At 58.3% G+C, this 25,541-nt stretch carries 27 protein-coding genes and 1 other RNA gene; 15 read left to right on the plus strand and 13 right to left on the minus strand.

The genetic code is table 11. The annotated features are described in order from the left end of the window. The first annotated feature begins 74 nt into the window (after positions 1-74). On the plus strand, positions 75-422 hold the full coding sequence (locus tag D3M70_RS23745; RefSeq protein WP_120128047.1) for a hypothetical protein: 348 nt from the start codon (positions 75-77) through the stop codon (positions 420-422). Positions 423-534: 112 nt separating this feature from the next. Next, positions 535-2,319, plus strand: a complete 1,785-nt coding sequence (locus tag D3M70_RS23750) for a GspE/PulE family protein (protein ID WP_120128048.1) — start codon at positions 535-537, stop codon at positions 2,317-2,319. Between the two features lie 153 nt (positions 2,320-2,472). Here D3M70_RS23750 and D3M70_RS23755 read toward each other — a convergent pair whose 3' ends face one another. Next, positions 2,473-3,522: an L-idonate 5-dehydrogenase gene (locus D3M70_RS23755; protein WP_120128049.1), complete on the minus strand. Its 1,050-nt coding sequence runs from the start codon at positions 3,520-3,522 to the stop codon at positions 2,473-2,475. 14 nt (positions 3,523-3,536) lie between these two features. Next, positions 3,537-4,307 carry a glucose 1-dehydrogenase gene (locus D3M70_RS23760; protein WP_120128050.1) on the minus strand — a complete coding sequence of 257 codons (771 nt, stop codon included), beginning with the start codon at positions 4,305-4,307 and terminating at the stop codon, positions 3,537-3,539. A 165-nt stretch (positions 4,308-4,472) separates the two neighbouring features. Between D3M70_RS23760 and D3M70_RS23765 the strand changes: the two genes are divergently transcribed. The 4 genes from D3M70_RS23765 to D3M70_RS23780 all read left to right on the plus strand — a co-directional run bounded on the left by D3M70_RS23765 (position 4,473) and on the right by D3M70_RS23780 (position 7,367). After that, positions 4,473-5,378, plus strand: a complete 906-nt coding sequence (locus D3M70_RS23765) for a LysR family transcriptional regulator (protein WP_120128051.1) — start codon at positions 4,473-4,475, stop codon at positions 5,376-5,378. Positions 5,379-5,567: 189 nt separating this feature from the next. Beyond that, entirely contained in the window at positions 5,568-6,521 is a 954-nt protein-coding gene (locus tag D3M70_RS23770) for an SPFH domain-containing protein (protein ID WP_120128052.1), read from the plus strand. Positions 6,522-6,523: 2 nt separating this feature from the next. Further along, on the plus strand, positions 6,524-6,970 hold the full coding sequence (locus tag D3M70_RS23775) for an NfeD family protein (RefSeq protein WP_120128053.1): 447 nt from the start codon (positions 6,524-6,526) through the stop codon (positions 6,968-6,970). 79 nt (positions 6,971-7,049) lie between these two features. After that, positions 7,050-7,367, plus strand: a complete 318-nt coding sequence (locus D3M70_RS23780) for a DUF2388 domain-containing protein (RefSeq protein WP_120128054.1) — start codon at positions 7,050-7,052, stop codon at positions 7,365-7,367. Between the two features lie 296 nt (positions 7,368-7,663). Here D3M70_RS23780 and gcvH read toward each other — a convergent pair whose 3' ends face one another. The 8 genes from gcvH to D3M70_RS23820 all read right to left on the minus strand — a co-directional run bounded on the left by gcvH (position 7,664) and on the right by D3M70_RS23820 (position 16,665). After that, entirely contained in the window at positions 7,664-8,047 is a 384-nt protein-coding gene (gene gcvH / locus D3M70_RS23785; RefSeq protein WP_120128055.1) for a glycine cleavage system protein GcvH, read from the minus strand. A gap of 68 nt (positions 8,048-8,115) precedes the next feature. Then, positions 8,116-9,198 (minus strand): glycine cleavage system aminomethyltransferase GcvT, encoded by a 1,083-nt coding sequence (gene gcvT, locus D3M70_RS23790; RefSeq protein WP_120128056.1) that lies wholly within the window; start codon positions 9,196-9,198, stop codon positions 8,116-8,118. 155 nt (positions 9,199-9,353) lie between these two features. Beyond that, positions 9,354-10,970, minus strand: coding sequence for an iron ABC transporter permease (locus D3M70_RS23795; RefSeq protein WP_120128057.1), 1,617 nt, complete (start codon positions 10,968-10,970; stop codon positions 9,354-9,356). A 139-nt stretch (positions 10,971-11,109) separates the two neighbouring features. After that, positions 11,110-12,111 carry an extracellular solute-binding protein gene (locus D3M70_RS23800; RefSeq protein WP_120128414.1) on the minus strand — a complete coding sequence of 334 codons (1,002 nt, stop codon included), beginning with the start codon at positions 12,109-12,111 and terminating at the stop codon, positions 11,110-11,112. Between the two features lie 139 nt (positions 12,112-12,250). Further along, positions 12,251-13,471, minus strand: coding sequence for a 2-octaprenyl-3-methyl-6-methoxy-1,4-benzoquinol hydroxylase (locus tag D3M70_RS23805; RefSeq protein WP_120128058.1), 1,221 nt, complete (start codon positions 13,469-13,471; stop codon positions 12,251-12,253). 49 nt (positions 13,472-13,520) lie between these two features. Beyond that, a complete protein-coding gene (ubiH, locus tag D3M70_RS23810; protein ID WP_120128059.1) occupies positions 13,521-14,708 on the minus strand; it encodes a 2-octaprenyl-6-methoxyphenyl hydroxylase in 1,188 nt (395 codons plus the stop codon). Then, positions 14,705-16,039, minus strand: coding sequence for a Xaa-Pro aminopeptidase (gene pepP / locus D3M70_RS23815; RefSeq protein WP_120128060.1), 1,335 nt, complete (start codon positions 16,037-16,039; stop codon positions 14,705-14,707). The genes ubiH and pepP overlap by 4 nt, the downstream gene beginning before the upstream one ends. A 74-nt stretch (positions 16,040-16,113) precedes the next feature. After that, complete coding sequence (locus D3M70_RS23820; RefSeq protein ID WP_120128061.1) at positions 16,114-16,665, minus strand: YecA family protein; 552 nt, start codon at positions 16,663-16,665, stop codon at positions 16,114-16,116. 149 nt (positions 16,666-16,814) lie between these two features. On the opposite strand from D3M70_RS23820, the gene D3M70_RS23825 reads away from it, so the two are divergent. From D3M70_RS23825 to D3M70_RS23840, 4 genes are all read left to right on the plus strand, one after another. Next, on the plus strand, positions 16,815-17,024 hold the full coding sequence (locus D3M70_RS23825) for a TIGR02449 family protein (protein ID WP_062379587.1): 210 nt from the start codon (positions 16,815-16,817) through the stop codon (positions 17,022-17,024). After that, positions 17,021-17,338: a cell division protein ZapA gene (locus D3M70_RS23830; protein WP_093465947.1), complete on the plus strand. Its 318-nt coding sequence runs from the start codon at positions 17,021-17,023 to the stop codon at positions 17,336-17,338. Before D3M70_RS23825 ends, D3M70_RS23830 begins: the two co-directional genes overlap by 4 nt. Positions 17,339-17,369: 31 nt before the next feature. Then, positions 17,370-17,548: non-coding RNA, 6S RNA (gene ssrS, locus D3M70_RS23835), on the plus strand. A gap of 110 nt (positions 17,549-17,658) precedes the next feature. After that, positions 17,659-18,285 carry a 5-formyltetrahydrofolate cyclo-ligase gene (locus D3M70_RS23840; RefSeq protein ID WP_375233021.1) on the plus strand — a complete coding sequence of 209 codons (627 nt, stop codon included), beginning with the start codon at positions 17,659-17,661 and terminating at the stop codon, positions 18,283-18,285. Between the two features lie 52 nt (positions 18,286-18,337). On the opposite strand, the gene D3M70_RS23845 is transcribed toward D3M70_RS23840, so the two are convergent. Next, entirely contained in the window at positions 18,338-18,487 is a 150-nt protein-coding gene (locus D3M70_RS23845; protein ID WP_120128062.1) for a hypothetical protein, read from the minus strand. A gap of 195 nt (positions 18,488-18,682) precedes the next feature. On the opposite strand from D3M70_RS23845, the gene D3M70_RS23850 reads away from it, so the two are divergent. Next, positions 18,683-19,132 carry an EVE domain-containing protein gene (locus D3M70_RS23850; RefSeq protein WP_120128063.1) on the plus strand — a complete coding sequence of 150 codons (450 nt, stop codon included), beginning with the start codon at positions 18,683-18,685 and terminating at the stop codon, positions 19,130-19,132. Positions 19,133-19,294: 162 nt separating this feature from the next. On the opposite strand, the gene D3M70_RS23855 is transcribed toward D3M70_RS23850, so the two are convergent. Continuing rightward, complete coding sequence (locus D3M70_RS23855; protein ID WP_120128064.1) at positions 19,295-19,705, minus strand: flagellar basal body-associated protein FliL; 411 nt, start codon at positions 19,703-19,705, stop codon at positions 19,295-19,297. Between the two features lie 135 nt (positions 19,706-19,840). Between D3M70_RS23855 and D3M70_RS23860 the strand changes: the two genes are divergently transcribed. The 4 genes from D3M70_RS23860 to D3M70_RS23875 all read left to right on the plus strand — a co-directional run bounded on the left by D3M70_RS23860 (position 19,841) and on the right by D3M70_RS23875 (position 24,371). After that, positions 19,841-20,818: an NADPH:quinone oxidoreductase family protein gene (locus tag D3M70_RS23860; protein ID WP_120128065.1), complete on the plus strand. Its 978-nt coding sequence runs from the start codon at positions 19,841-19,843 to the stop codon at positions 20,816-20,818. 207 nt (positions 20,819-21,025) lie between these two features. Beyond that, positions 21,026-23,035, plus strand: coding sequence for an S-type pyocin domain-containing protein (locus D3M70_RS23865; RefSeq protein ID WP_120128066.1), 2,010 nt, complete (start codon positions 21,026-21,028; stop codon positions 23,033-23,035). Between the two features lie 8 nt (positions 23,036-23,043). Next, positions 23,044-23,307: a bacteriocin immunity protein gene (locus D3M70_RS23870; protein ID WP_120128067.1), complete on the plus strand. Its 264-nt coding sequence runs from the start codon at positions 23,044-23,046 to the stop codon at positions 23,305-23,307. A 176-nt stretch (positions 23,308-23,483) separates the two neighbouring features. Then, positions 23,484-24,371, plus strand: a complete 888-nt coding sequence (locus D3M70_RS23875) for a hypothetical protein (protein WP_120128068.1) — start codon at positions 23,484-23,486, stop codon at positions 24,369-24,371. A 254-nt stretch (positions 24,372-24,625) separates the two neighbouring features. Here the strand turns inward: D3M70_RS23875 and D3M70_RS23880 are convergent, their stop codons facing one another. Beyond that, positions 24,626-25,261, minus strand: a complete 636-nt coding sequence (locus D3M70_RS23880; RefSeq protein WP_120128069.1) for an energy transducer TonB — start codon at positions 25,259-25,261, stop codon at positions 24,626-24,628. Between the last annotated feature and the right edge of the window lie 280 nt (positions 25,262-25,541).

A 25,541-nucleotide genomic window follows, 5' to 3' on the forward strand; every position in this document is an offset into this window, starting at 1 on the left:
CATGTAAAACTCTCTCTTACTCAAACAGCTCGCCGCCGCACTGAATGCGGCCGACGAAAACAGGAGAGTTCAGCATGTCGCATATCGAATCAGTCTGCTCTGCCCCGCTTCGCCCCGACGCCTGGTCTGTCAGCAACGCCCATTGCCGGTCACGCTTTCAGATTCTTGCCGAAGCCGAGCCAGACTTGATTTGCCGGGTGCTGAACCTGTTCGCGATGCAGTACCTGATCCCGCAGCAAGTCAGCGTGTTACAACAGGAAGGCATGTTGATGATCGAGGTGGAAGTCGATGGCATGACCTGGCATCGCGCCCAGGTGATTGGTGAAAAAATGCGCAATTTGATCAGTGTCTGCACAGTGGATCTGGAACCGATCGGCGATTTCCACGTCCTATCCGAGCCCGTCTCGCTGGCGGTCGGTTGATTACGTGGAAAATATTGGCAATGCTTCACTACCTGCAGGACGCAACAACTGGCACGCTTGGGACTACTCTTGCTTACTCACGAAGTAAGCCGTCTCGTCCGAAGGAGCCTGCATGTCTGTCCTCGCCTCATCATCCCAGGACCGCTGGCTGGATCTGAATGAAATCCTGCGTGATCTCGTCACGCAGGGCTACCTCGATCAGGACAATGCCGAATACGCATTGACCCTGCGCCGTACCGCACAAAATCTGCAAATCCATCCGCTCGAATTCATTTCCGCTCAGCAGTTCGATAATCACAACCGCGCGGGCAAGAAGCTCGACCTGGAAACCCTCACCGCCTGGCTGGCCGAGCAAGCAGGTCAGCCGTATATGCGCATTGACCCGCTGAAGATCAACGTGGCGGCCGTTACGCCCCTGATGTCTTATGCTTTCGCCCAGCGTCACAAGATACTGGCGGTTGCAGTGGACCGCGATGCGGTGACCATCGCCAGCGCCCAGCCCTACGTCAAGGCGTGGGAAGCCGATCTGATGCATGTGCTGAAGATGCCGATCAAGCGCGTGGTCGCCAATCCGGTTGACGTGCAAAAACTGGCCGTCGAGTTCTACCGACTGGCGAAATCGGTGAGTGGTGCCAGTGCAACTGATCAAAAAGTCAGCAACATGGGCAATTTCGAGCAGTTGCTCAAGCTCGGCGCCAGCGATCAGGAGCCGGACGCCAACGATGCGCATATCGTCAACATCGTCGACTGGCTCTTCCAGTACGCCTATCAGCAGCGGGCCAGCGACATTCACATCGAGCCTCGTCGAGAGGCGGGAACCGTGCGTTTTCGCATCGACGGCGTGTTGCACAACGTTTATCAATTCCCGCCCCAGGTCACCATGGCAGTCACCAGCCGCCTGAAAAGCCTGGGGCGCATGAACGTAGCCGAGAAGCGCAAGCCTCAGGACGGTCGGGTCAAGACCAAGACCCCCGATGGTGGTGAAGTGGAGTTGCGTCTGTCGACCTTGCCCACAGCATTCGGCGAGAAGATGGTGATGCGGATCTTCGACCCGGAAGTGCTGCTCAAGGATTTCGACCAACTGGGTTTCTCAGGCGATGACCTGCGCCGCTGGGAAGGCATGACCCATCAACCCAACGGCATCATTCTGGTGACGGGACCGACCGGTTCCGGCAAGACCACCACGCTGTACACCACTCTGAAAAAGCTGGCGACCTCGGAGGTGAACCTCTGCACCATCGAGGACCCGATCGAAATGGTGGAGCCTGCGTTCAATCAGATGCAGGTGCAGCACAACATCGACCTGACCTTCGCAAGCGGCGTGCGTGCACTGATGCGGCAGGATCCGGACATCATCATGATCGGGGAGATTCGTGACCTGGCGACCGCTGAAATGGCGATCCAGGCAGCACTCACCGGTCACTTGGTGCTCTCGACGCTGCACACCAACGATGCGCCTAGCGCGATCAGCCGACTACTGGAATTGGGAGTACCGCATTATTTGCTCAAGGCGACCATTCTCGGGGTGATGGCGCAGCGTCTGGTGCGTACGCTATGTTCGCATTGCAAGGCGCCGATGGAGATCGACGAAGCCGACTGGCAGACCCTGACGCGGCCTTGGCAGGCGCCCGTGCCCAGCGGTGCGCATCAGGCAGTGGGTTGCGCGGAATGCCGGGATACCGGCTATCGCGGACGCGCCGGCGTGTACGAGATCATGCTGATGTCCGATGCGGTGAAATCGCTGATCACGGCGGACCTGGACCTCACGGCCCTGCGTCGGCAGGGCTTCAAGGATGGCATGCGCAGTCTGCGCCTGTCGGGCGCACAGAAAGTCGCGGCGGGCTTGACGACGGTCGAGGAAGTCCTGCGGGTGACGCCGCAGAGTGAGCAGCGGTGAGGGACGCATTACCGGTCTGTTGTAGGAGCGCGCTTGCCCGCGAGGCGGTGGGTCAGGACGAATTATTCGCCTGACACTCCGCCATCGCGGGCAAGCTCGCTCCTACATGCTCCAGCGTTTGTGGAAATTCCCCTGTAGCGGTCCGACTTCGACTTACAAATCCTTCACCCCAAAATCCAGCACTACCTTCATCGCCTGCTGCTTGTCCCCCGCCAACTCGAACGCCTGCACCGCTTCATTGAATGGAAAGGTGTGGGAAATCACCGGCGTGACGTCGATCACCTTACGATTGAGTAGATCCACCGCCTGTGCGAATTCGGGATGAAAGCGGAACGTGCCACGCAAATCGATTTCCTTGCCCACCACCAGATTCAGGGGAATCGAGACATCACCACCGAGCCCGACGGTCACCACGATCCCGCGGGGACGAACGCAGGTCAGGCCATCGCGCAGCGCCTGGGCACTGCCGGACGCTTCGAACATCACGTCGAAATGCCCTTTCTCAACGGTGTAGCGCGCCAACGCTTGAGGCTCGTTTTTAAGGTTGTGGGTTTCGCTGGCGCCCATGCGACGAGCACACACAAGCGCACTGTCACTCAAGTCTGCAGCGACGATCTGCAATGCCCCCGCCGCTTTCAAACTGCCAATCAACAGATTGCCAATCGGGCCGCAGCCCGTTACCAGCACCCGCTTGCCGAACACACCGCCAGCGCGCTGGATCGCATGCAGTCCGACCGACAGCGGTTCGGCCAGTGCACCCTCGGCCAGCGTGGTCGTCGGCGCCAACACATGCGCCTGACTGGCATCGATCACCAGCGTTTCGCGAAACGCGCCCTGAATGTGCGGAAATGGCATCGCGCTGCCGTAGAACCGCATGTTCAGGCAATGATTGGGCATGCCTTGGTGACAGAACTTGCAACCGCCACAAGGACGTGACGGTGAAACCGAAATACGCTGACCGACACTGAAACCCTGTTGCGGGTCGCCGACTTCTTCGATCACGGCAGAGATTTCATGACCCAGCACCATCGGTTCCTTCAGGCGAACGGCGCCGAAACCGCCGTGCTGGTAGTAGTGCAGATCGGAGCCGCAGATACCGCCCCTCGCAACCCGCACGCGCAACTGGCCGGCGGCCAGCGCAGGAACGTGTGCCTCGGGTTCGACGCGAAGGTCTTTAGGGGCGTGGCAGACGATGGCTTGCATGAAGGTTCTCCGGATTACAGCGACGCCGTGATGGCGCCGTCGACGTAAAGGATGTGGCCGTTGACGAAGCTCGCAGCATCGGAGGCCAGGAAGACTGCGGCGCCCTTGAGTTCAGACACTTCGCCCCAGCGGCGGCTCGGCGTACGCTGGACCAGCCAGTCGCTGAATTCGGGATTGGCCACCAGTGCGGCGTTCAACTCGGTCTTGAAATAGCCAGGTCCGATGCCATTGACGTTTAGACCATGGGGGCCCCAGTCGATCGCCATGCCTTTGGTCAGCATCTTCAACGCGCCCTTGCTTGCGGTATACGGTGCTATTCCAGGACGACCGAGCTCACTCTGGACGGAGCAGATGTTGATGATGCGCCCACGGCCGCGAGGAATCATGCAACGAGCCACGGCCTGACCGACGAAAAAGGCGCTGTCGAGATTGGACCGCATCAACTCGTGCCAGTCCGCTTCGTTGAAATCGGCCAGCGGTCCGCGACGCTGAATGCCGGCATTGTTGACCAGAATTTCCAGCGGTCCCACGCGTTGCTCGATGTCCTGCACGGCGGCGCTGACCGCCGCGCTGTCGGTGACATCGAAGCATTGAGCGTGGACGTCATGGCCCTCGGCGGCCAACACTGCCGCCGCTGATTGCAGCGTGTCTGCCGTTCGCCCGTTGAGCACGACCCTGGCGCCCGCCTCCGCCAACCCTCGGGCGATGGCAAGGCCGATCCCTGCGCTAGAGCCGGTGATCAGTGCAGTTCTTCCGTCCAGGCGGAAGCTTTCCAGAACAGCCATATGAACTCCCCTCTCTTCTGCGGCCGACGTCGGATCATCCATCGTGATAAACCGCACCAAAGCCCAGTATCTTGACGAGCACGTACTTCAGCGCGGACGACGCTCATCGTCCAATGGTCATTCATGATAGGTTGATCACGATTTTTGATCACTACGGAGGCCTCCTTGGAGCTCAAGCATTTGCGGGCCTTTGTCACCCTGGCCGAGGAACTGCATTTCGGGCGTGCCGCACAACGTCTCGCGATCGTGCAGCCCGCTCTGAGCATGCAGATCAAAGCGCTGGAGGCGTGGCTCGGCGTTCGGCTGCTGGATCGAAATCGTCACTGCGTGACGCTCACGGACGTAGGTCGGTTGTTTCTCAAGGAGGCGCAGGCAACGCTGCATCAGGCGCAACACTCTGCCGATGTAGCGCGCGGGTTGGGACGTGGAGAAACCGGGCGAATTCGACTTGGGTTTGTTTCCTCGGTGCTGCCAGAGTTGCTGCCAACGCTGATTCGAGAGGCCCACCAGCGCTTCCCCGGCATCGAGCTGGAGCTCAAGGACATGCCGGGGCCCGATCAGGTTCAGGCGCTGAAGAGCGGGCAACTGGACTTCGGCCTGATGCGCCTGCCCGCCCCCCATGCCGGGGTCCAGACACAGGTTGTACTGCACGAATCGGTCATCGTCGCACTGCCTGCCGATCATCCCCTCGCTGGACAACCCATCATCGAGGCCAAGGCGCTCGCACATTTGCCTGTACTGATGCTGGCACGGCGTTATGCAGCGGGCTTTCACGACAGTCTGCTCAGAGCGATCACCGAGCAAGGCGGCAAGCTGGACGTGGCAGACGAACTGGGCGAATTCACCACGATGCTGGCGCTGGTGGCGGCCGGGTTGGGCATTGGATTGCTGCCGATCAATGCCGCAAGGGCACTGCCACCAGGGGTGATTGCGCGGCCGCTGGAGTTAGGTGATTACCGGACAGCCACCGGCCTTGTATGGACTTCGCTCGACACGGCTGTGAAGACCACGATCTTCAACCTGATGCGCGAGCTATTCTTTAACGAGGCTCTCGCCTTAGCCCCTCTGTAGCAGTCCGGCATGCCGGCGGTGGCGGTTTGAAGGACGTCACCGCCGGCAAGCCGGACTGCTACAGATTCGAGGAACGGCTTCGGAACGGATGAGCTTTTTTGATACAAGAAATATTCACAGTGCGAGTTCTGGTAAACGTACGCTCTGCCGGATCGTTCATTCATCAGCACCCACCAACAGGGACAGGTTATGCAAATCGGTAGTGTGGTTTTACTGTTCGTCGCGTTGGCGATCGCCATCGTGTTCATGGGTTTCAAGGTCGTGCCCCAAGGGTACCAATGGACCGTCGAACGCTTCGGTCGCTATACCAACACGTTGAAGCCCGGGCTGAACATCATCGTGCCGGTGATGGACCGTATAGGGCACAAGATCAACATGATGGAAACCGTACTCGACATCCCGCCGCAGGAGGTCATCACTTCCGATAACGCCACCGTGCAGATCGACGCAGTGTGCTTCTATCAGGTGGTCAATTGCGCTCAGGCGGCCTATGAAGTGAACAATCTGCAACACGCGATTCGCAATCTGCTGCAGACCAACATCCGCACCGTGCTTGGCTCCATGGAACTGGATGCCATGCTCAGCCAGCGCGACGGCATCAACGAGCGTTTGCTGCGCATCATTGATGAAGCTACTGCGCCATGGGGCATCAAGATCACGCGCATCGAAATCAAGGACATCAGCCCGCCTGCTGACCTGATGGCGGCCATGTCAGGACAAATGAAAGCCGAACGGATCAAACGTGCGCAAATCCTGGAAGCCGAGGGCTCGCGCGCCTCGGCGATTCTGACCGCCGAAGGCAAGAAGCAGGCACAGATTCTGGAAGCAGAGGGCGAGCGTCAGGCGGCGTTTCTGGAATCCGAAGCGCGAGAGCGTCAGGCCGAAGCCGAAGCCCGCGCAACGCAGGTGGTGTCCGAAGCAATCGCTGCCGGTGACGTGCAGGCCATCAACTATTTCGTGGCGCAGAAGTACATCGACGCCTTGGGCAAACTGGCTTCGGCCAATAACAGCAAAGTCATCCTGATGCCGCTGGAGGCCAGTCAGATGATCGGCGCTATTGGAGGCATCGGCGAAATCGTCAAAGCCACCTTCGACAAAGGGCCGCTCGACAAGACCCGGCCCGATACCGGCAAGCGAGTCTGACCATGTGGGACTACCTGCAAGACCTGTCGTTCTGGGATTGGCTGGGCCTGGGCACCGTACTGTTGATCCTTGAAGTGTTCGGCGCGGGCGGCTATCTGCTCTGGATCGGGGTGGCTGCTGCGGGAGTCGGCATTCTCACGTACATCATCCCGGCCATGTCCTGGGAAATGCAGTTTCTACTGTTCGCCGTTATGTCGGTGCTGACCGCGCTCTACTGGTGGCGACGTCAGCGCAGCGTGTTGCGCAAATCCGATCAGCCCGGCTTGAACATGCGCGGCTCGGAGTTGATTGGCAGAAACTTTGTCGTCCATGATGCCATCGTCGGCGGACGCGGAAAAATCAAGGTTGGCGACGGCGTCTGGATGGTGGTGGGGCCAGACACAGCAGCGGGAAATCAGGTCCGCGTGATCGCCCAGGACGGGGCCATTCTGAAGGTGGAAGTGGTGTGAGCAAGGGCGGGCATGGAACTAGATCGGCCTGCGACGTATCAAATCATTTCAGAACAACCAAAGTCGGAGTACCCCCGTCATGCGTCTAAAACTTGCTGTAGCCACATTAGCTCTGCTTTCCCTGCCGATCGGTTCAGCAATGGCCGACGGCTTCCTGCGCGACATCATTTCATCGGGCGCCACCACCGGCTCCACCTACCTGACCTTCCGGCATCACAAGTTGATCGTCGCGGCCCAGGATGACGCCGGCAGCTACGTCGCCAGCAATGGCGCGATTCGTGGCCCGTATCTGGAAGCGGCTATGGATCAGGTGCGCAAGGACAATCCGGGCCTGAAAGCCTCGGACATGGATCTGGCCAATGCGATTCTGGCGAAGAATCTCGTGGCCGAAGAATAAACTTCATACGCTGGAAAAATGCCGCTCTTACGAGCGGCATTTTTCTTTCGGCGTGAAGATAGTTTCCCACTGTTCCTGGTGCGTTCTTCGCTGTGAATGCGGGCGATGTCTGATATCCAGGCCAATCGCAACGGATCGGGAACGGAGGTGCGAAGGTCCGTGTGGACGACGGGCTGGCGCGCGCGGTATCGGACGAAATCGTAATTGATGGTCTCCCTGTAGCAGCACGGCTTGCCGGCGGCGGCGCCTTTGAATGTGTCACTGCCGGCAAGCCTTGCTGCTACAGGGGTACTGACTTATTCGCCGATCGCAGCCTTGTAACCGGCAGCGTCCAGCAGTGTGGCCAGGTCGCCAGCCGCGTTGCTTGGTTTGACCTTGAAGATCCAGGAAGTGTACGGAGCGTTGTTCAGTTCTTCCGGCGCATCGCCCAGCGCTTGATTGACTTCGACCACTTCACCGGCAACCGGCGAGTAGATATCGGAAGCGGCTTTCACCGACTCAACCACACCGGCGGCATCGCCTGCGGCGAAGACCTTGCCGATTTCCGGCAGCTCAACGAACACCACATCGCCCAGCGCTTCTTGCGCGTGATCGGAAATACCGACAACGATCAGATCACCCTCTTGCTTTGCCCACTCGTGGCTCTCGGCAAAACGCAGTTCGGCGGGAATGTCACTCATGTTTTTATCCTCTCTACATCATCAGGTCAGCGGAGAAACCCCGCCAGGGTTGGCTTTTTAAATCACTTCTAAATCAGAGCCTTGCCATGACGCACGAACGTCGGCTGAACCACGCGGACCGGGTACCACTTGCCGCGAATTTCCACCTCGGCACGGTCGGCGGTCGCCATCGGCACACGCGCCAATGCAATCGACTTGCTTAGCGTAGGAGAGAAACTACCACTGGTGATCTCTCCTTCGCCAACTTCCGCTATTCGGACGACCTGATGAGCGCGAAGAACACCTCGCTCTTCTAGGACCAGTCCTACAAGCTTCGAGGCAATACCTGTCGCACGTTCAGCCTGCAGGGCTGCACGTCCTATGAATTCACGGTCTTCGGGCGCCCACGCAATTGTCCACCCCATGTTGGAGATCAGCGGTGACACCTGTTCGTCGATTTCCTGGCCATACAGATTCATGCCGGCTTCCAGACGCAGGGTGTCACGCGCACCCAGCCCTATCGGCGAGATGCCGGCCCCCACCATGTCATTGAAAAAACTGCAGGCTTGTTCGGCAGGCAAGATGATTTCCAGACCGTCCTCCCCCGTGTAACCGGTGCGGGCAATGAACCAGTTGCCTTCCTGCTGACCTTCGAAGGGACGGAGGGTGTGGATAAGTTCGGCGCGAGCCTGGGTGACCAGTTCGGCGATCTTCTGTCGGGCGTGCGGCCCCTGTATGGCGAGCATCGCCAACTCGGAACGATGAGTCAGGCGCACGTCGAAACCGCAGAGATGGGCATTCATCCAGGCCAGATCCTTGGCGCCGGTGGCCGCGTTGACCACCAATCGATAACCCTCGTCGGTCAGGTAGACGATCATGTCGTCGACGATGCCGCCTTGAGTGTCGAGCATCGCGCTGTAGAGCGCGCGGCCCGTTTGCTGCAATCGGCCGACGTCATTCGCCAGCAGATGTTGCAACCAGGACTTGGCCTGACTGCCTGAAACGTCGAGGACATGCATGTGCGACACATCGAAAATCCCACAGTCGCGGCGCACCTGATGGTGCTCTTCGACTTGTGAACCGTAGTGCAATGGCATATCCCAACCACCAAAATCAACCAGCTTCGCGCCGAGCGCGAGGTGCAGGTCAAAGAGGGGCGTACGCTGTCCCATGGGTTTCTCCTTCCGGGCGTGGCGAAGACACAGTCGCTCAAAACAACGGCAAATCCCCCGTGACTCGGGGTGTGAAACCTTTGCAAATTTGCGGAATTGTCTGACAGACCGTATCGATTGCGGCGCATTGTAGCCGCAAGGTTATGACCCCGCACCTAGCCTATCGGTCTGGCCGAACGTCTGATTAGGCCAATTACCGGTAGTAAACCGACCATCACCAACGTCAGCGCCGGCAAAGCGGCACGCGCCCACTCGCCTTCGCTGGTCATTTCGAAGATCCGAACCGCCAGAGTGTCCCAGCCAAACGGGCGCATCAGCAGCGTGGCCGGCATTTCCTTGAGTACATCGACGAACACCAACAAGGCGGCGCTAAGAGTGCCCGGGATCAGCAGCGGCAGATAAATCCTGAAAAACAAACGTGGCCCGCTGACCCCCAGACTGCGAGCCGCTTCGGGCAATGAAGGACGAATTCGCGACAGGCTATTTTCAAGGGGTCCATAGGCCACGGCGATGAAGCGAACCAGATACGCCAGAATCAATGCAGCCAGACTCCCGAGCAGCAGCGGCCTGCCCGCGCCACCCAGCCAACTGGACAATGGCACCACCAGTTCTCGATCCAGGTAACTGAACGCCAGCATGATCGACACCGCCAACACCGATCCCGGCAGCGCATAGCCAATGTTTGCAAGGCTCACGCCCGAACGAATGGCACGGGTCGGCGCCAGTCGACGGGCAAACACCAGAATCATTGCCACACTCACCGTAACCAGTGCGGCGATCCCTCCGAGATAGAGGGTGTGCAGGATCAGGCCGGTGTAGCGTTCATCCAGATCGAAGCGACCACGCTGCCAGACCCACACGATTAATTGCAGCAACGGCACCACGAACGCGCAGGCGAACACCAGACCACACCAGGAAGTGGCCGCAAACGCCTTGATGCCCTGCAAGTGATACAGCGCCTTGACCCGTGGCCGCTCGTTGCTGGCACGGCTCGCGCCTCGAGCTCGATGTTCGCCGTACAGCAGGAGCATCACCGCCAACAGCAACAGACTGGCCAGTTGCGCCGCACTCGACAGGCTGAAAAAGCCATACCAGGTCTTGTAGATCGCGGTGGTAAAAGTGTCGAAATTGAACACTGACACAGCGCCAAAATCCGCCAGGGTTTCCATCAGCGCCAACGCAACCCCTGCCCCAACGGCAGGTCTGGCCATTGGCAACGCGACGCGCCAGAACGCCTGCCACGGCGACTGCCCGAGAATCCGCGCCGCTTCCATCAGGCCCTTGCCCTGGGCTAGAAACGCCGTGCGCGCCAGCAGATAGACATAGGGATAGAAGACCAACACCAGAACGATGATGACGCCGCCGGTCGAGCGCACGCGGGGGAAGCGGATGCCTGTACCGAACCACTCGCGCATCAGGGTTTGCAGCGGACCTGCGAAGTCCAACAGGCCAACGAACACGAACGCGAGCACGTAGGCGGGAATGGCGAACGGCAACATCAGTGCCCAGTCCAGCCAGCGCCGTCCGGGGAATTCACACAGTGCCGTGAGCCACGCCAGGCTCACGCCCAGAATCGTCACACCCACCCCCACGCCGACCACCAACGTCAGGGTATTGCCCAGCAGGCGCGGCATTTGCGTTTCCAACAGGTGGGACCAGATTTCATGATCGATGGTCTGCCACGAGAAGAGCAGGACGCTCAGGGGCAGGAGCACCAACGCGGCGATGGCAAAAACCAGGGGATACCAGCGACGCTGGGCGGGATGGGCCAAGGGGGATTACTCATACAGTTGGGAATCCCCGTAGGAGCGCGCTTGCCCGCGATGGCGATAAATCAGGCGAAATATTCGTTACTGATCTATCGCCATCGCGGGCAAGCGCGCTCCTACAGAGTGGAAGCGGCGTGTGTAATCAATTCCAGCCAACACGATCCATCATGCGAATCGCTTCGGCCTGACGTCGTCCCGCAATCTCCACGGGAATCGTGTCAGCCTTGAAAGCCCCCCAGCTCGCCACCTCTTCAGAGGGTGCAACTTTGGGGTTGGCCGGGAATTCCTGATTGGTGCCCGAGAAGATCGTCTGCGCATCCGGCCCGGTCATCCATTCGACCAGCGCTTTGGCAGCCTCGGGATGCGGTGCGTACTTGGTCAGGCCAATGCCGGACAAGTTTACGTGTACCCCGCGATCCGACTGGTTCGGCCAAAACAGCCGCACGGCCAGATCGGGGTTCTGCTTGTGCAAGCGACCGTAGTAGTAGGTGTTGACGATACCGACATCGCATTGCCCGGCGTTGATCGCCTCAAGGACCGCGATGTCGTCGGAGAACACGTCAGTGGACAGATTGTTGACCCAGCCCTTGAGAATCTTTTCCGCAGCCTCGGCGCCGTGGGTTTCGATCAGCGTGGCGGTCAGCGACTGGTTGTAGACCTTTTTCGCGGTGCGCAGGCACAGACGACCTTCCCATTGCTTGTCGGCCAGCGCTTCGTAGGTGGTCAATTCTTCCGGTTTGACCCGGTCGGTGGAGTAGGCGATGGTCCGCGCACGCAGGCTCAGGCCAGTCCAGCTGTGGGTCGAGGAGCGATATTGTGCAGGGATGTTCGCATCGATGACCGGCGAGGTGAAGGGTTGCAGGATACCCATCTGCTCGGCCTGCCAGAGATTACCGGCGTCGACGGTCAGCAGCAGGTCGGCGGTTGCGTTCTGCCCCTCGGCCTTGATGCGCTGCATCAACGGCGCTTCCTTGTCGGTGATGAACTTGACCTTCACTCCGGTCTTGGCGGTGTAGGCATCGAAAACCGGCTTGATCAGTTCGTCGATACGGGAGGAATACACCACCACTTCATCAGCGGCCTGGGCGGTACTGCCGAGCACGGTCAATGCCAGGGCAGCCAGAAGACGCTTGCTCGCCTGCATGCTGAAATCTCGTTTGCGAAAATGAGGCGAAATGGTAGTGAATCGCATCTGGCATCTCAACCGAAGTCCGGACAGAGCAGTTACCAGATGTTGCAGGATGGCACCCGAAAATCCTGCTGAGGCGGCGAAGACTGCTACCTCAGAGCTTCGCCAGCTCCGGCAAGTCTCCAGTCAGGCCCAGTGCCTGGCGCACGAACATTGCCTTGGCCTCTGAGGACTGATCGACCATCTTCAAACCGGTGTTACGCAGCCAGCGGACAGGCAGCGGATCGGCCTGGAACAGCCGCTCGAAACCTTCCATCGCCGCCATCAATGCCAGGTTATGCGGCATCCGGCGGCGCTCGTATCGGCTCAGCACTTTCTGATCGGCCAGGCGCTCGCCACGCTCTGCCGCGCTGTGCAGCACTTCGGCGAGTACGGCGGCATCGAGAAACCCGAGATTGACCCCCTGCCCGGCCAGCGGGTGAATGGTGTGTGCGGCATCGCCGATGAGCGCCAGACCTTCAGCGACATAGCGCTTGGCGTGACGCTGACGCAGCGGCACACACAGACGCGGATCAGCTGAAATCACCTGCCCCAGACACCCCTCGAAAGCTTTCTCGAGCTCGCGACAGAACGCCTCGTCCGCCAGCTCCATCAGCCGCTCGGACTCAGTGGGCGTGACGGACCAGACGATTGAACACCAGTGCTCGCCCTCACGCTCAAGCGGCAGAAAAGCCAGCGGGCCGTCATCGGTGAAGCGCTGCCATGCTGTTTTGCGGTGGGACTCGGCAGTTCGTACGCTGGTGACGATGGCGTGGTGCATGTAATCCCATTCGCGGGTAGCCGTCCCCGTCATGCGCCGGACCGTGGAATTGGCACCATCTGCAGCGACCACCAGTGGCGCCCGCAACGTGCGACCGTCGGCCAGGGTCAGCAGCCAGTCATCGCCGGAGCGACGCATCTGCTCCAGCCGCGCATTGGCCAACAGGCCGATATCGCTGTCGTGCAGACGCTCGATCAAGGCGTCTTGCACCACTCGGTTCTCGACGATATGCCCAAGCACCTGAGCATGAACACTCGATGCAGAAAAATGCACCTTGCCCGTGCCGCTGCCATCCCACACGTGCATGTCGCCGTAGGGGCTTGCGCGGCGAGAGACGATGCCGTCCCACACATTCAAGCGTTCAAGAATTCGCTGACTGGCCGCAGACAGTGCGCTGACCCGCGGCTCAAAAGCAGCGCTCTGATCGAACGGCTTGACGCTCAACGGGCTACCGTCGACCACCAGGATGTTCAGCCCGCTGTTTTGCAGCGCCAGCGCCAGTGCGCTACCGACCATTCCAGCCCCGACAATCAGCAGATCTGCGCGCGTTTCCATGCTTTAAATCATTCTCGCCTGTGGCAACGGCCACGTATGAAAAGAGGGATTAGACATCGGCTCGCGTTCCCAGCCCCATGGCCTGGCGAGCGAACCAGCTTTTGGCCGACGGCAGCAGGTCCAGTCCGAGCAAGCCTATGTTGCGACCCGCAGTGATGACCGGTTGCTGGCTGCCGAACAGCCGGGTGACCTGATCGGAGAAGCCCACTGTCAACTTCTGATCCAGCCGTTGCCGATCACGATAACCCTGCAACGTCGCCAGATCGCCCGGCACTGAGTCGCTGGCAAGCAACGCCTCGGCCAGCGACGCAGCGTCGCGCAACGACAGGTTGAATCCCTGACCGGCAATCGGGTGCAGGCTGTGCGCGGCGTTGCCCAACACAACCAGATGCGACCGCACCTGCTCGTCGGCTTCGATCAGGGACAGCGGATACATATGACGCACGCCGACCTGCGTCAACGCGCCAAGGCGATAACCGAACACGCCCTGTAATTCACTCAGGAAGACGCGGTCGTCCAGCGCCATCAAACGCTTCACTTCTTCAGGCTTGCGGGTCCAGACCAACGCGCAGCGATTGTCCGGCAGAGGCAGCAATGCCATCGGCCCCTCATCGGTGAACCGCTCAAACGCCTGACCGCAATGGGCTTCCCCAGGGGTGATGTTGGCGATCAGCGCGCTCTGGTCATAGGGCGTTGCGCGCACGCCGATACCCAGTTGCTCGCGCAGACCGGAGCGACCGCCATCGGCAAGCACTGCCAGATCACAATCCAGTTGGGTTTCATCGCTCAAGGTCAGTCGATAACCGTCAGCGAGCGCCTGCATCTGTTTCACTTCTGCGGGCACACGCCAACTGATCACGTCTTTATCCAGACCCTGCCACAGACATTGGCCGAGCCAGGCGTTTTCAACGACATAGCCCAGAGCAGGCACACCCTCCTGCATCGCCGACAGGCGCGCTGCGCCGAAGCGTCCCTTGTCGGACACCTGAATCTGCAGAATGGGTTCGGCACGACGACTGATCTGCTGCCAGAGCCCCAGGCGTTCGTAGATCTGACGAGCACCGAAGGACAATGCTGACGAGCGCGCGTCATAGCTGGGCTGATAGGTATCGCCTGGCGCGAAGGGCTCAATCAAGACGATCTTCCAGCCCCGCGCCTTGGCGCCGGCCTGCAATGCCAAAGCCAGGCTGGCACCCACAAGCCCGCCGCCGACAATCGCCAGATTGAAACGGCTCATGCGGCCTCGGTTCGCGCTGCGGCCATCAGGGCCTCGATTTCAGGGACTGTTTTTGGCACGCCACCGGTCAGGATTTCACAGCCTTTTTTGGTCACCACGACATCGTCCTCGATTCGTACACCAATCCCGCGCCACTTCTTCGCGACATTCTGATTGTCCGGCGCGACATAAATACCCGGTTCGACGGTCAGCGCCATGCCGACTTCCAGCACACGCCACTCTCCGCCGACCTTGTACTCGCCAACATCGTGCACATCCATGCCCAGCCAATGGCCGGCGCGGTGCATGTAAAAGGCTTTGTACGCTTCGGCGGCGATCAGTTCATCGACCTCGCCTCGCAATAAACCCAGCTCCACCAATCCTGCTGTAATCACCTGAACCGTTGCCTCATGGGCCTGGTTCCAGTGATTGCCGGGCTTGATGGCTGCGAACGCTGCCTCCTGGGATTTGAGCACCAGTTCGTAAATCGCTTTCTGCTCGGCCGAGAACTTGCCACTGACCGGGAACGTGCGTGTGATATCGCTCGCGTAGCAGTCGATTTCGCAACCGGCGTCGATCAGTACCAGATCACCGTCCTTGAGCGGCGCGTCGTTCCCCTGGTAATGCAGGATGCACGCGTTGCGGCCCGAGGCGACGATCGAACCGTAGGCCGGCATCTTCGCCCCGCCTTTGCGGAACTCGTAATCCAGCTCGGCTTCCAGGCTGAACTCGTACAACCCGGCGCGGCTGGCCTGCATCGCACGAACGTGGGCCCTTGCAGAAATCTGCGCGGCCTCGCGCATCACTTTCACTTCTGCCGCCGATTTATACAGGCGCATGTCGTGCAGCAGATGATCCAGGGCAACGAACTCTTTCGGCGGTTGCGCACCCAGATGCGCCTTGGAGCGGATGACGTTGATCCACTCCATCACATGCCGGTCGAACTCGGGATTATTGCCCATCGACGAATACACCCGATCCCGGCCTTCGATCAGGCCGGGCAGGATGTCGTCGATGTCGGTAATGGGAAATGCATCATCGGCGCCGAAATCCCTGATCGCCCCGTCTTGACCCGCGCGCAGACCATCCCACAACTCACGCTCGGGATTGCGCTCACGGCAGAACAACACGTATTCGCCGTACTCGCGGCCGGGGATCAGCACAATCACCGCTTCTGGCTCGGGGAAGCCGCTCAGGTACTGGAAGTCGCTGTCCTGGCGGTACACATGCTCGACATCCCGATTTCGAATCGCCACCGCAGCAGCCGGCAGAATGGCGATGCTGTTGGGCTCCATCTGCTCCATCAAGGCTTTGCGGCGACGGGCATATTCGGCTTTCGGGATATGAATCATGGGCAAGGAGGGTCCTCCGGGTGGGCGCCGGTCATCGACCTGAAGAAGATGACCGGATCGGCAACGACATGCAATCAATGCAAAGAAGGCTTCGCTTCAGGTTCTGCTTTCTTGTTGAACTCGGTGAACAGCAGCAGCGGCGCGACGCGCAGGTACTCCATGACTTCCATGTAGTCGCTCTCGCCGTCTTCGGATTCTTCCAGAGTGTCCTGAATCTGCGCGATGGCCGCTAAATCCTGCAGCACGTCGCGGGCGTCTTCGCTCAGCGACTGGCCGCCGACCCGAGCGAAGCCATTGAGAAAGCCCTGACACCATTGCCCCATCGCCGTGGTTCGGGCGGTCAGCGACTCATCGTCGCCGGGCAACAGCAGCACGACGGTCATGTCGTCACCGGTCAGTTCGTTCTTCACCATTTCCTGCAAGCCGATCAACGCCTGACGGACGTTGGCTTCAGGCTCGGTCTCCAGGAGCAGCTTTGCGTCCTCGATCCAGTCGTCTGCATCGAAGCCTGCGCCTGCGCAACTGCGGCCTAGCAACAGGCCGTGCAGCTCGGCGGGAGAGACTGGATGACCACTGCTTTCGAGCAAAGTGGCGAATGCGTTGTACGGGGAATTCTGATTAGGCATGGGCAACTAGGCGCCAAGCGGCGCAATGTCTAGAATGAAGGCCTTGTATCGTAGCACCGGCAGACGCGCCCAAGCTATCAGGCGATATTCAAGGCGAGTCCAGACGCCAGCTCCTGCACCACTCATCTGAAAGTAATCAGTGGAAAACAATGGAAGACAATGACCTGCAAGCGCTGATGGCTCGACTGGAGTTATTGATCAATCGTGTCGAGCAACTAAAAAGTCAAAACGGACTCTTATTAGCTCAGGAAAAAACCTGGCGCGAGGAACGCGCTCACCTCATCGAAAAGAACGAAATCGCCCGGCAAAAGGTCGAGTCCATGATTTCGCGCCTCAAGGCCCTGGAGCAAGACTCATGAGTAATGGCAACAGCATCACCGTGCAAATCCTCGACAAAGAGTATTCGATCATCTGCCCTCAGGAGGAGCGCACCAATCTGGTCAGCGCCGCGCGTTATCTGGACGGCAAGATGCGAGAAATCCGCAGCAGCGGCAAAGTCATCGGTGCTGACCGTATTGCGGTGATGGCAGCGCTCAACATTACCCATGATCTGTTGCACAAGCAGGAACTGCCCGAAGCACAAACCAGCGGTTCGACCCGCGAGCAGGTGCGCGATCTTCTGGACCGCGTGGACCTGGTCCTTGCCACGGATGAGCCAAAAGCACAAGGCTGATTGTTGCGACATGATTCGGTATACTTGCCACCGCTCCCTGGAGTGCTTGCCAGTCGGTCATGTCCCTGAGCCGATACGCACAACCACGGGGGTTGCACGTTGGGGTTGGTGTGCATGTCCGCTCGACGGAAAGCCTTAAAGCCTCCTGCAATCTCCACCTTGAACTTTCGGGTTCAAGGGCTACACCGACAGCGGTTCGTCGGGGAGTCTCAAATTCTCAAACCATTGCCAGACGTCCTGTCTGGCGGTGGAAATGGGGCGACGATCGTGAATCAGCCTGATGTTTCGATCCCCCATCCAAATCGCACGGACCCGCCTGCATGAACTCTTCTGGCGCCGCTTCCCTGAACGATTCTTCAACCCTTTCTCGCCCCCAATTGCGTCGTCTTCTACGCAAGGCCCGTCGCACGCTCAGTCGCGCAGAACAGCGACAGGCGGCACAGGGTCTGTACCGTCAACTCGCGCAAAATCCACTTTTCCGCCGTGCCAGGCATGTTTCTCTGTACCTTCCGATGGACGGCGAAATCGATCCGCGCTTGCTGCTGCGCGAGGCTCAACGTCGTGGGAAAAAGACTTATCTGCCGGTACTCAGCGCCTGGCCCCGAACCAAAATGGTGTTTCAGCGCGTGCGGCCGGGAGAAAGATTCAGGCCCAACCGTTTCCGGATTCCCGAACCCCGCATCGATGCCAGAAAACAATGCAAGATCTGGGCGCTGGACCTGATTCTCATGCCGCTGGTAGGTTTCGATGATCAAGGCGGGCGGCTGGGCATGGGCGGCGGATTCTACGATCGCAGCCTGGCCTATCAGGCACGCCGAAAGGCCTGGCAGAAACCGGTGTTGCTCGGTCTGGCCCACGAATGTCAGAAAGTCGAAAAGCTGGCTGTCGCCAGTTGGGATGTACCGCTGCAAGGAACGGTGTCGGACAAGCGTTGGTATTTGGCGTGATGGCGTAGCGATTTTTTGCAGCAGCCCGGTAAGCCGGGCTGCCAGCGCTCAATCAGCGGCGAGGCTGTTGCTGTTGTTGCTGGGTGATTTCAACCGGCGCATCGGCCTTGGCGGACCACAGCCCCTGCGCGTATCCGGTGGTGACAATGCCCAAGCCGAACAAAATGACCAAAATCCATAGTAAATCCGGCTTGCGATGCATTGATTGCCCCCCTTTGGCAAACCAAAAACTAGCGTTCGCGACTTGTTTCTGTAGGTCGCGTAACGGTGTAGCCCTGAAAATCCCGGCATTCTGCGGTAACGTGAACCAACACGCAAATACTGGCGTCAACCGACTGTCGGTTTGTCACGAAAGCGTAGGACAACCTGCCCAGCCCCCGTTCAGGAGCCCCAGAAAATGGCCTATTGGCTGATGAAATCCGAGCCCGACGAGCTATCGATCAGCGGACTGCAAAAACTCGAAAAAGCCCGTTGGGACGGGGTTCGCAACTATCAGGCGCGCAACTTCCTGCGAGCCATGGCAGTAGGCGACGAGTTCTTTTTCTATCACTCGAGTTGTCCAGAGCCCGGGATTGCGGGTATCGCAAAGATCATCGAAAGCGCCTATCCAGATCCCACCGCGCTGGACAACAAGAGCCACTACTTCGACGCCAAGGCGAGCAAGGACAAGAATCCCTGGAGCGCCATCGACGTCGCACATGTCCAAACCTTCTCCAAAGTGCTGAGTCTGGGTTACCTGAAACAACAGGCCGCACTGGAACAACTGCCACTGGTGCACAAAGGCAGCCGACTGTCAGTCATGCCGGTGACGGCCGAGCAATGGGCTGCAGTGCTGGCTTTGAGCTGAGGACTTGATAACACGCCATCACGGCGCCGGATGTTGAAGTCGATCACCATCGCGCCGCGCTGTAGCAGCACGGCTTACCGGCAGCGGCGTCTTCAAAATCGCTGCCGCCGGCAAGCCGGACTGCGACAAGACACTCACCCGCCGGTCGCTACATAGCTGGCGTTACTGAGCAATAAAGTTATTGAACAGCAGGTCTTCAACCACAGGCTGGCCGGTTTCCTGGCTGAGCACTTGCTGCGTCTGCTTCAACGCTTCCTGACGTAGCTTTTCCTTGGCATCGACGTTGCTCATGCTGTCGACCGTCTGCTGAGTGAACAGTGCAACCAGCTGATTACGAATCAGCGGCTCGTTCTGCTTCACCAGCTTCTGCGCCTCGGCGCCTTTGACCCGCAACGCTACGTCAGCCTTATAGACGTGCAGCTTCGGGCTGCCGTCCAGCGCGTAGTTGCCTACGAACGGCGGGGTCAGCGCTACATAGGAAACCTTGTTCGGGTCTTCCTTCTCGCCGCCCTCTTCGGCCAGCGCCACAACCGGTGCCGACAACGCCAACAACATCAGAATCCACGCTTTCACAGTCCACTCCTCAATCCGGTTCGCGCCATAGCTTACTAGAGCTTATGCACGCCTATCAGGCCGGGGCATGCTCATTGACCCCACAACCTCTCTACCTACACTTATCGGCCATCACAGGAAAAGGAATAGTCCCCGATGAAAGCCGTGCTCTGCAAAGCCTTCGGCCCCGCCGAAAACCTGGTGCTGGAAGACATTCCGACGCCTGAACCCAAGAAGAATGAAATCCTGCTGGACGTGCACGCGGCCGGGGTCAACTTCCCTGATACCCTGATCATCGAGGGCAAATACCAATTCAAACCACCCTTCCCGTTTTCTCCAGGCGGCGAAGCGTCCGGTGTCGTCTCGGCCGTGGGCGAAAAAGTCAGCCACCTCAAAGTGGGCGACCGAGTGATGGCGTTGACCGGCTGGGGCAGCTTTGCCGAACAGATCGCTGTCGCGGGCTACAACGTCCTGCCGATCCCCGAAGCGATGGACTTCACAACCGCCGCCGCTTTCAGCATGACCTACGGCACCTCCATGCACGCGCTGAAACAGCGTGCCAATCTGCAACCTGGCGAAACCCTGCTCGTCCTCGGCGCGTCAGGCGGCGTAGGCCTGGCCGCGGTAGAAATCGGCAAGGCCATGGGCGCCCGCGTCATCGCCGCCGCCAGCAGCGCGGAAAAACTCGACGTCGCAAAAAACGCCGGCGCCGACGAACTGATCAACTACAGCGACAGCAACCTCAAGGACGAACTCAAACGCCTCACCCACGGCAACGGCGTCGACGTCATCTACGACCCCGTCGGCGGTGATCTCTTCGACCAGGCCATCCGCTCCATCGCCTGGAACGGCCGCCTCCTCGTCGTCGGCTTCGCCAGCGGGCGCATTCCTGAGTTGCCGGTGAACCTTGCGCTGTTGAAAGGCGCATCCGTGATTGGCGTGTTCTGGGGATCGTTTGCGCAGAGACAACCGCAGGACAATGCGGCGAACTTTCAGCAGTTGTTCACATGGTTTGGTGAAGGCAAGTTGAAACCGCTGGTATCGAAGGTTTATCCGCTGGAACAGGCTGGGGAAGCGATTGACTCGCTGGGGCAGAGGAAGGCGGTTGGGAAGGTGGTAGTTGGGGTGAGGTAACGTTAGACAATTAAAAGCCTCGCAACTTCGCGAGGCTTTTAATTACGAGAATATGTAAACGCGCACGAACCCAATCATTATCAAAGCATTTTAAAATCTCTACACACCAACTTACAAACCAACACTGAAAAAATATCAGTGTCGGATTGCGCCAGTTTAAAAACTTGAATTAGGTGCTCGCCATACAGACAAAAAAGGAGAAACTGTATGAGCGACAATGACGAGAAAAACATTCATGTCAGGGAGGGTCAAAAAGAACGTGATCCATATGGATCTCCCGGCAGAGTGCCTGGCTCGAGAGATGGTTGGACCATTGGGCTTGGGGGTTCTGGCGGCGGCCGTGGCGAAGGAGGTCGCCCAGGCACTCTCTCTGGCTCTAAACGGCGACGCTTGCGGCTAGCCGACAAACGCCGCCGGGAACAAGAGGCTCGGCAACAGGCAGAAGCCAACAGCCAAGCGCAAGCTCAGGCGGCCGCTCAAGCAGCGCGGGCGGCGCAAGCCCAACATGATGCGCAAGCACGCGCCGCCGCTGAAGCCCACGCCAAGGCGCAAGCAGAGGAACAGGCCCGAGCACACGCACAAGCCCAGGCTCGAGCTGCCGCCGAAGCACAAGCAGAGCGTGAGCGCGTGCAGCGTGCTCACAACCAGACCGTGGAATCGCTTTCGCAAGCCCAGCCTGCGGCAAAAGCGAGTCTCGACCAGCATCATGCCAACGTCAAATCGGCTCTAGCCGAACGTCTGCAGTCAGAAATTGAATCTTTAGCGCCCAGCGCCTCAGGCACGGGCCAGCCATTGCTGGACGCGATTCTGCAGCAGAAGGCCCGGATCAACTATTTGATTGCGCAAAAGTCTGCCTTACGTAAGCTGAAGATAAGCAGTGCTCATTCATTTACGGGGGCCGACCCTCTAAGTATCAATGGCGAACGCTACAAAGCCATTTTGCTATCTCGCAGCACTACCGCGGAACAAGCCCATCACATCCATCAAGCGTGGGTGGCTGCGTATGCCGATGCGCTGGAAGCAGTGGTACTTGTGGATGCTGAACGACTTCTCATTGAGAAGTCCGAGTTTCTTTCTAAAGCCTATGCCGAGGAATCTTGGCAGCTGCAACACAGCTCTGTTGCGCACGAGAAAATCTCGATAAAGCAAGCGTCCGAATCAGGCCGACTCTGGCAGGTGGTTGCGGGGCCAACTACTTCCCCACAGAACGCGCCCACCGCGCAGGATATCGCCAAGTCCATTGCCGAAAAGCTATTCACCCAGCAAGCAGCCAAAGTCTTGGGCAGAGCGCTACCACACCTCGCTTTGCTGTACCCAACGGACTTAGCAGACGGCGAGATCGGCCCTTCTACTTTCGCTACAGCGGCGGCAGAACTGGGCGTGGCCAGTAATGTAGACCTGGGATTCATAGCGAGCCGTAGGGGGACCGTTGACGTCACCCATCGTATGACCTTTGAGGAAACGGCGGAAGAGCTAGCCACTGCATGGGTCACAGCTGATGGCGTTTCTGTCGGTACGAAAGTTCGTGTTCGGTCATTTATATATAACCCTGGCACGCACAGGTACGAATTCACTCGTGACGGCGACACGAAACCAAGTCTGGTCTGGACGCCTACCGTAACCCCAGGGAATAGCTCCACTAACCTCCCGAGTGATACTCGGGACGTAGATCACTATTTCGGAGCTCCGTTAACGCCTGTTTCGGAAGCATTGGGGGACTATCCGACTTACGACGCTGAGGACGAAGGCGACTTCATTCTGGTTTTCCCGGAGGAGTCGGGGCTAGATCCTGTATATGTAATGTTAAAGAGCCCCAGGTATTTGCCTGGGATCGTTAGTGGTATGGGAGGCGCTACCGATCCAAACTGGGAATTATCCGCATCCAAAGGGCTAGGGTCGCCTATTCCGACCGCAGTAGCTGACACACTGAAAGACAGAAGCTATGCTGAGTTCAGAAGTTTGAAAAAAGCTATCTGGAGAGAAATCTCAAAACTTCCTGAAGCTACAAAATACATGACCGAAGAAAATATCCAGCTAATTCGAAAAGGAAATTCTCCGATCGCGCCTTACGCTGAGCAAAACGGGAAAAATGTGTGGTATGAAATTCATCACATCTCACCCATTTGGAAAGAAGGAGCGGTGTACGACCTAGACAATTTAGTGATAAACACCCCACTCAATCATAAAAAAATCCACAATGAGCTACGTAGCGATTAGGAGCAGCAATGCAAGACAAAAAAATTGAAGAAGTTACTGAGTCTGACTTTCTCGACTTTGTAAGAAAAATATGCAGGGCAGAATACAGAACCGAACGCCAACACGGAGAGGCAGTTTATCAGTTCAATCAAATGAGCGAGCACCCTTATGGTTCTGACTTGATCTATTACCCGAAACCGTTATCTGACAACTCCCCCGAAGGTATTGTTAAAGAGGTTAAAGAGTGGCGAGCCACCAACGGCAAGCCCGGTTTCAAACCAGAACACTACTAGCACCTTAAACACAGAGTACTAACTTTTTTTACTACCCTCAGCCGTCCGCGAATGGCTCAAAGAAGCGATTACTCAAGAGATAAAAATTGGGCCCAACCCATGGCAATTCGGGGTCAGGCCCAAAACCTAAGCACATACAGATTTCAATCACAGGTTTAATATAGGGAAATTCTAAAATGACGCATTATTCAACATTGGTTCACCAGCTTCCTCAACGACTTCAGATAGAAGTGGCTGCTCACTTGGGTCCGATTTCAGGCATGTCGGAGTTGCAGATCGCGACTCGATACAAGGACGTGGCCTGGTGGCTGCGGTCTGTCAAATTGGCAACACTACCGCCAGGGTATGCTCCTCATAGCGAACATCTGACCGCGCAGGAATTCAGTGGGTTGGGCGCTCCAGTTGGTGTAGCCCCAGAAATTGCGGCAATGACAAACCAGTTCATTGCTTATGAGAGCGCATGGCACCTCGAAAACTTTGTTCATCAGCTTTCAGCGGTGATAGCGCAGATACACGAAGCCGCCCGTCTACACGCTCAACGACAAGCAGAGGAAGCAGCGCGTCAAATTGCCCAACGCCAAGCTGAAGAAGCTGCTCGACAGCTAGCCCAACGTCAGGCAGAAGAAGCAGCACGTCTGCATGCTCAACGTATGGCAGAGGAAGCTGCTCGCCAACTGGCACAACGCCAAGCAGAGGAAGCGGCTCAACTGGCAGCTCGCCAACTCGCACAGCAACAAGCCGAAACTGCAGCGCGAGCATTGGCACAACATAGGGCCGAGGAAGCTGCCTTGGAGGAAATGCGACTGGCCTTGGAACTGAAACCAGCATCAGGATCGCAAGCGGCTCAGATCCCAGCAGTTATTGCAGAAGGATCAGCGCCTGAAACGTCGAACGCCCATCCCGTGAAAGAGATTGTTTTTATCCCAGGACCGGCGGCCATGGTTGAAATCGAACGCGCAACGCTGGTGCTCAAGCGCAACATTGACGTTGCTGTAACTGAGTTCGCATCGGCTATAGCCCCTCACTTGCGGATGCCGGAAGTCCCCGTGAACGCGACTCGTTAAGCGACGAAGCCTAGAAACGCAGATCGAAGATCTGCGTTTCTATCCCGACACGGTGGCTATGGAGACCGTATATCGCTGTATCGCTCTCCCAAACCGGACACCACAATTGCTCGTGAACTCCATGAGGCGCTAGCTTGGTGCAGGGATCCCACGGACTCCAGCCCACAACGCCATATGAGTACTTCCTCAGAAAAAAAATAGTTGCCTGGAAATCGAACAGGCATCGCGGCCTCACATGGCCACGCCAGAATCACTCACAAAAGTTCACGTACCTGCTCCGGCAAGGCGTCCCTGTATCGCGTTTCTGGATTGGCTTCGCAGTGGCTGATGATTTGAGGGATCGCAGCGGTAAGCGTTTCTCCGACGGAATATCGCCGCTCGTCTGTCAGCTTTTTATGGGTCGCCCTCCTCGCTATTACTGAGAATGTGTGCCGGAAGACGTCCATGTCGGGCATCTGCCGCCCGACAGGGTTGGCGTTGAAGGTCGCCAGCGACTTGTTGAACTTGGCGCAACGAAGGTGGCGCACTCGCTGCCGCAGCCAGGCGATGGGGTCGGGTCCATCACGCCAGTGGGTGAAATAGTACTCATGAGTGACCTCAATCACTGCCGGCGTTTCGGCGGTGACGGCCCAAGGCCTAAACCTCCACATTGGAATCACTCGATCAACAGAGCGGGCAAACTTCGGATGGGAGCTTTCGATCACTTTCACACCCGTGATCGAGCCGTCGTAGTGAACGCTGAAGCGGGCAAGAACCCAGCCTGAGGTTCCCGCTTCGTAAAGTGATCGCGGCCACGATGGGGCTTTTTCCTGCTCAAGGATCAACTCTATCTCCTCGCCAGCCGCAGCTCCCCACCAAAGGCAAAGAAAACAAAACATCCATTTTTTCAAAGCTGGAATCCTTCTTGAGTATGGTGATGCGTTCGCTACCGCGCACCCACTGCAGCGGACGTAGTGAGAGGGGGGGTAGTCATTGCTCGCCTGGGTGAACGGTCGAGTCCTGCCGGCGGATGGCAGCGATGGTATGGCCCCAGAAAGGGCTTCATAAGGTGACCGATTCTGATGATCAAGTAGGACGGATCCTAAACGTCTAACAACGCGATACACATTTACGCCATGTTCGTAATCCAACACGCCAAAGGGCCTGATTACGGAACTTTCCTTGCTGAGA

It is taken from the genome of Pseudomonas sp. LS-2 (genome assembly GCF_003605735.1).
In the GTDB taxonomy this organism is placed as follows: domain Bacteria; phylum Pseudomonadota; class Gammaproteobacteria; order Pseudomonadales; family Pseudomonadaceae; genus Aquipseudomonas.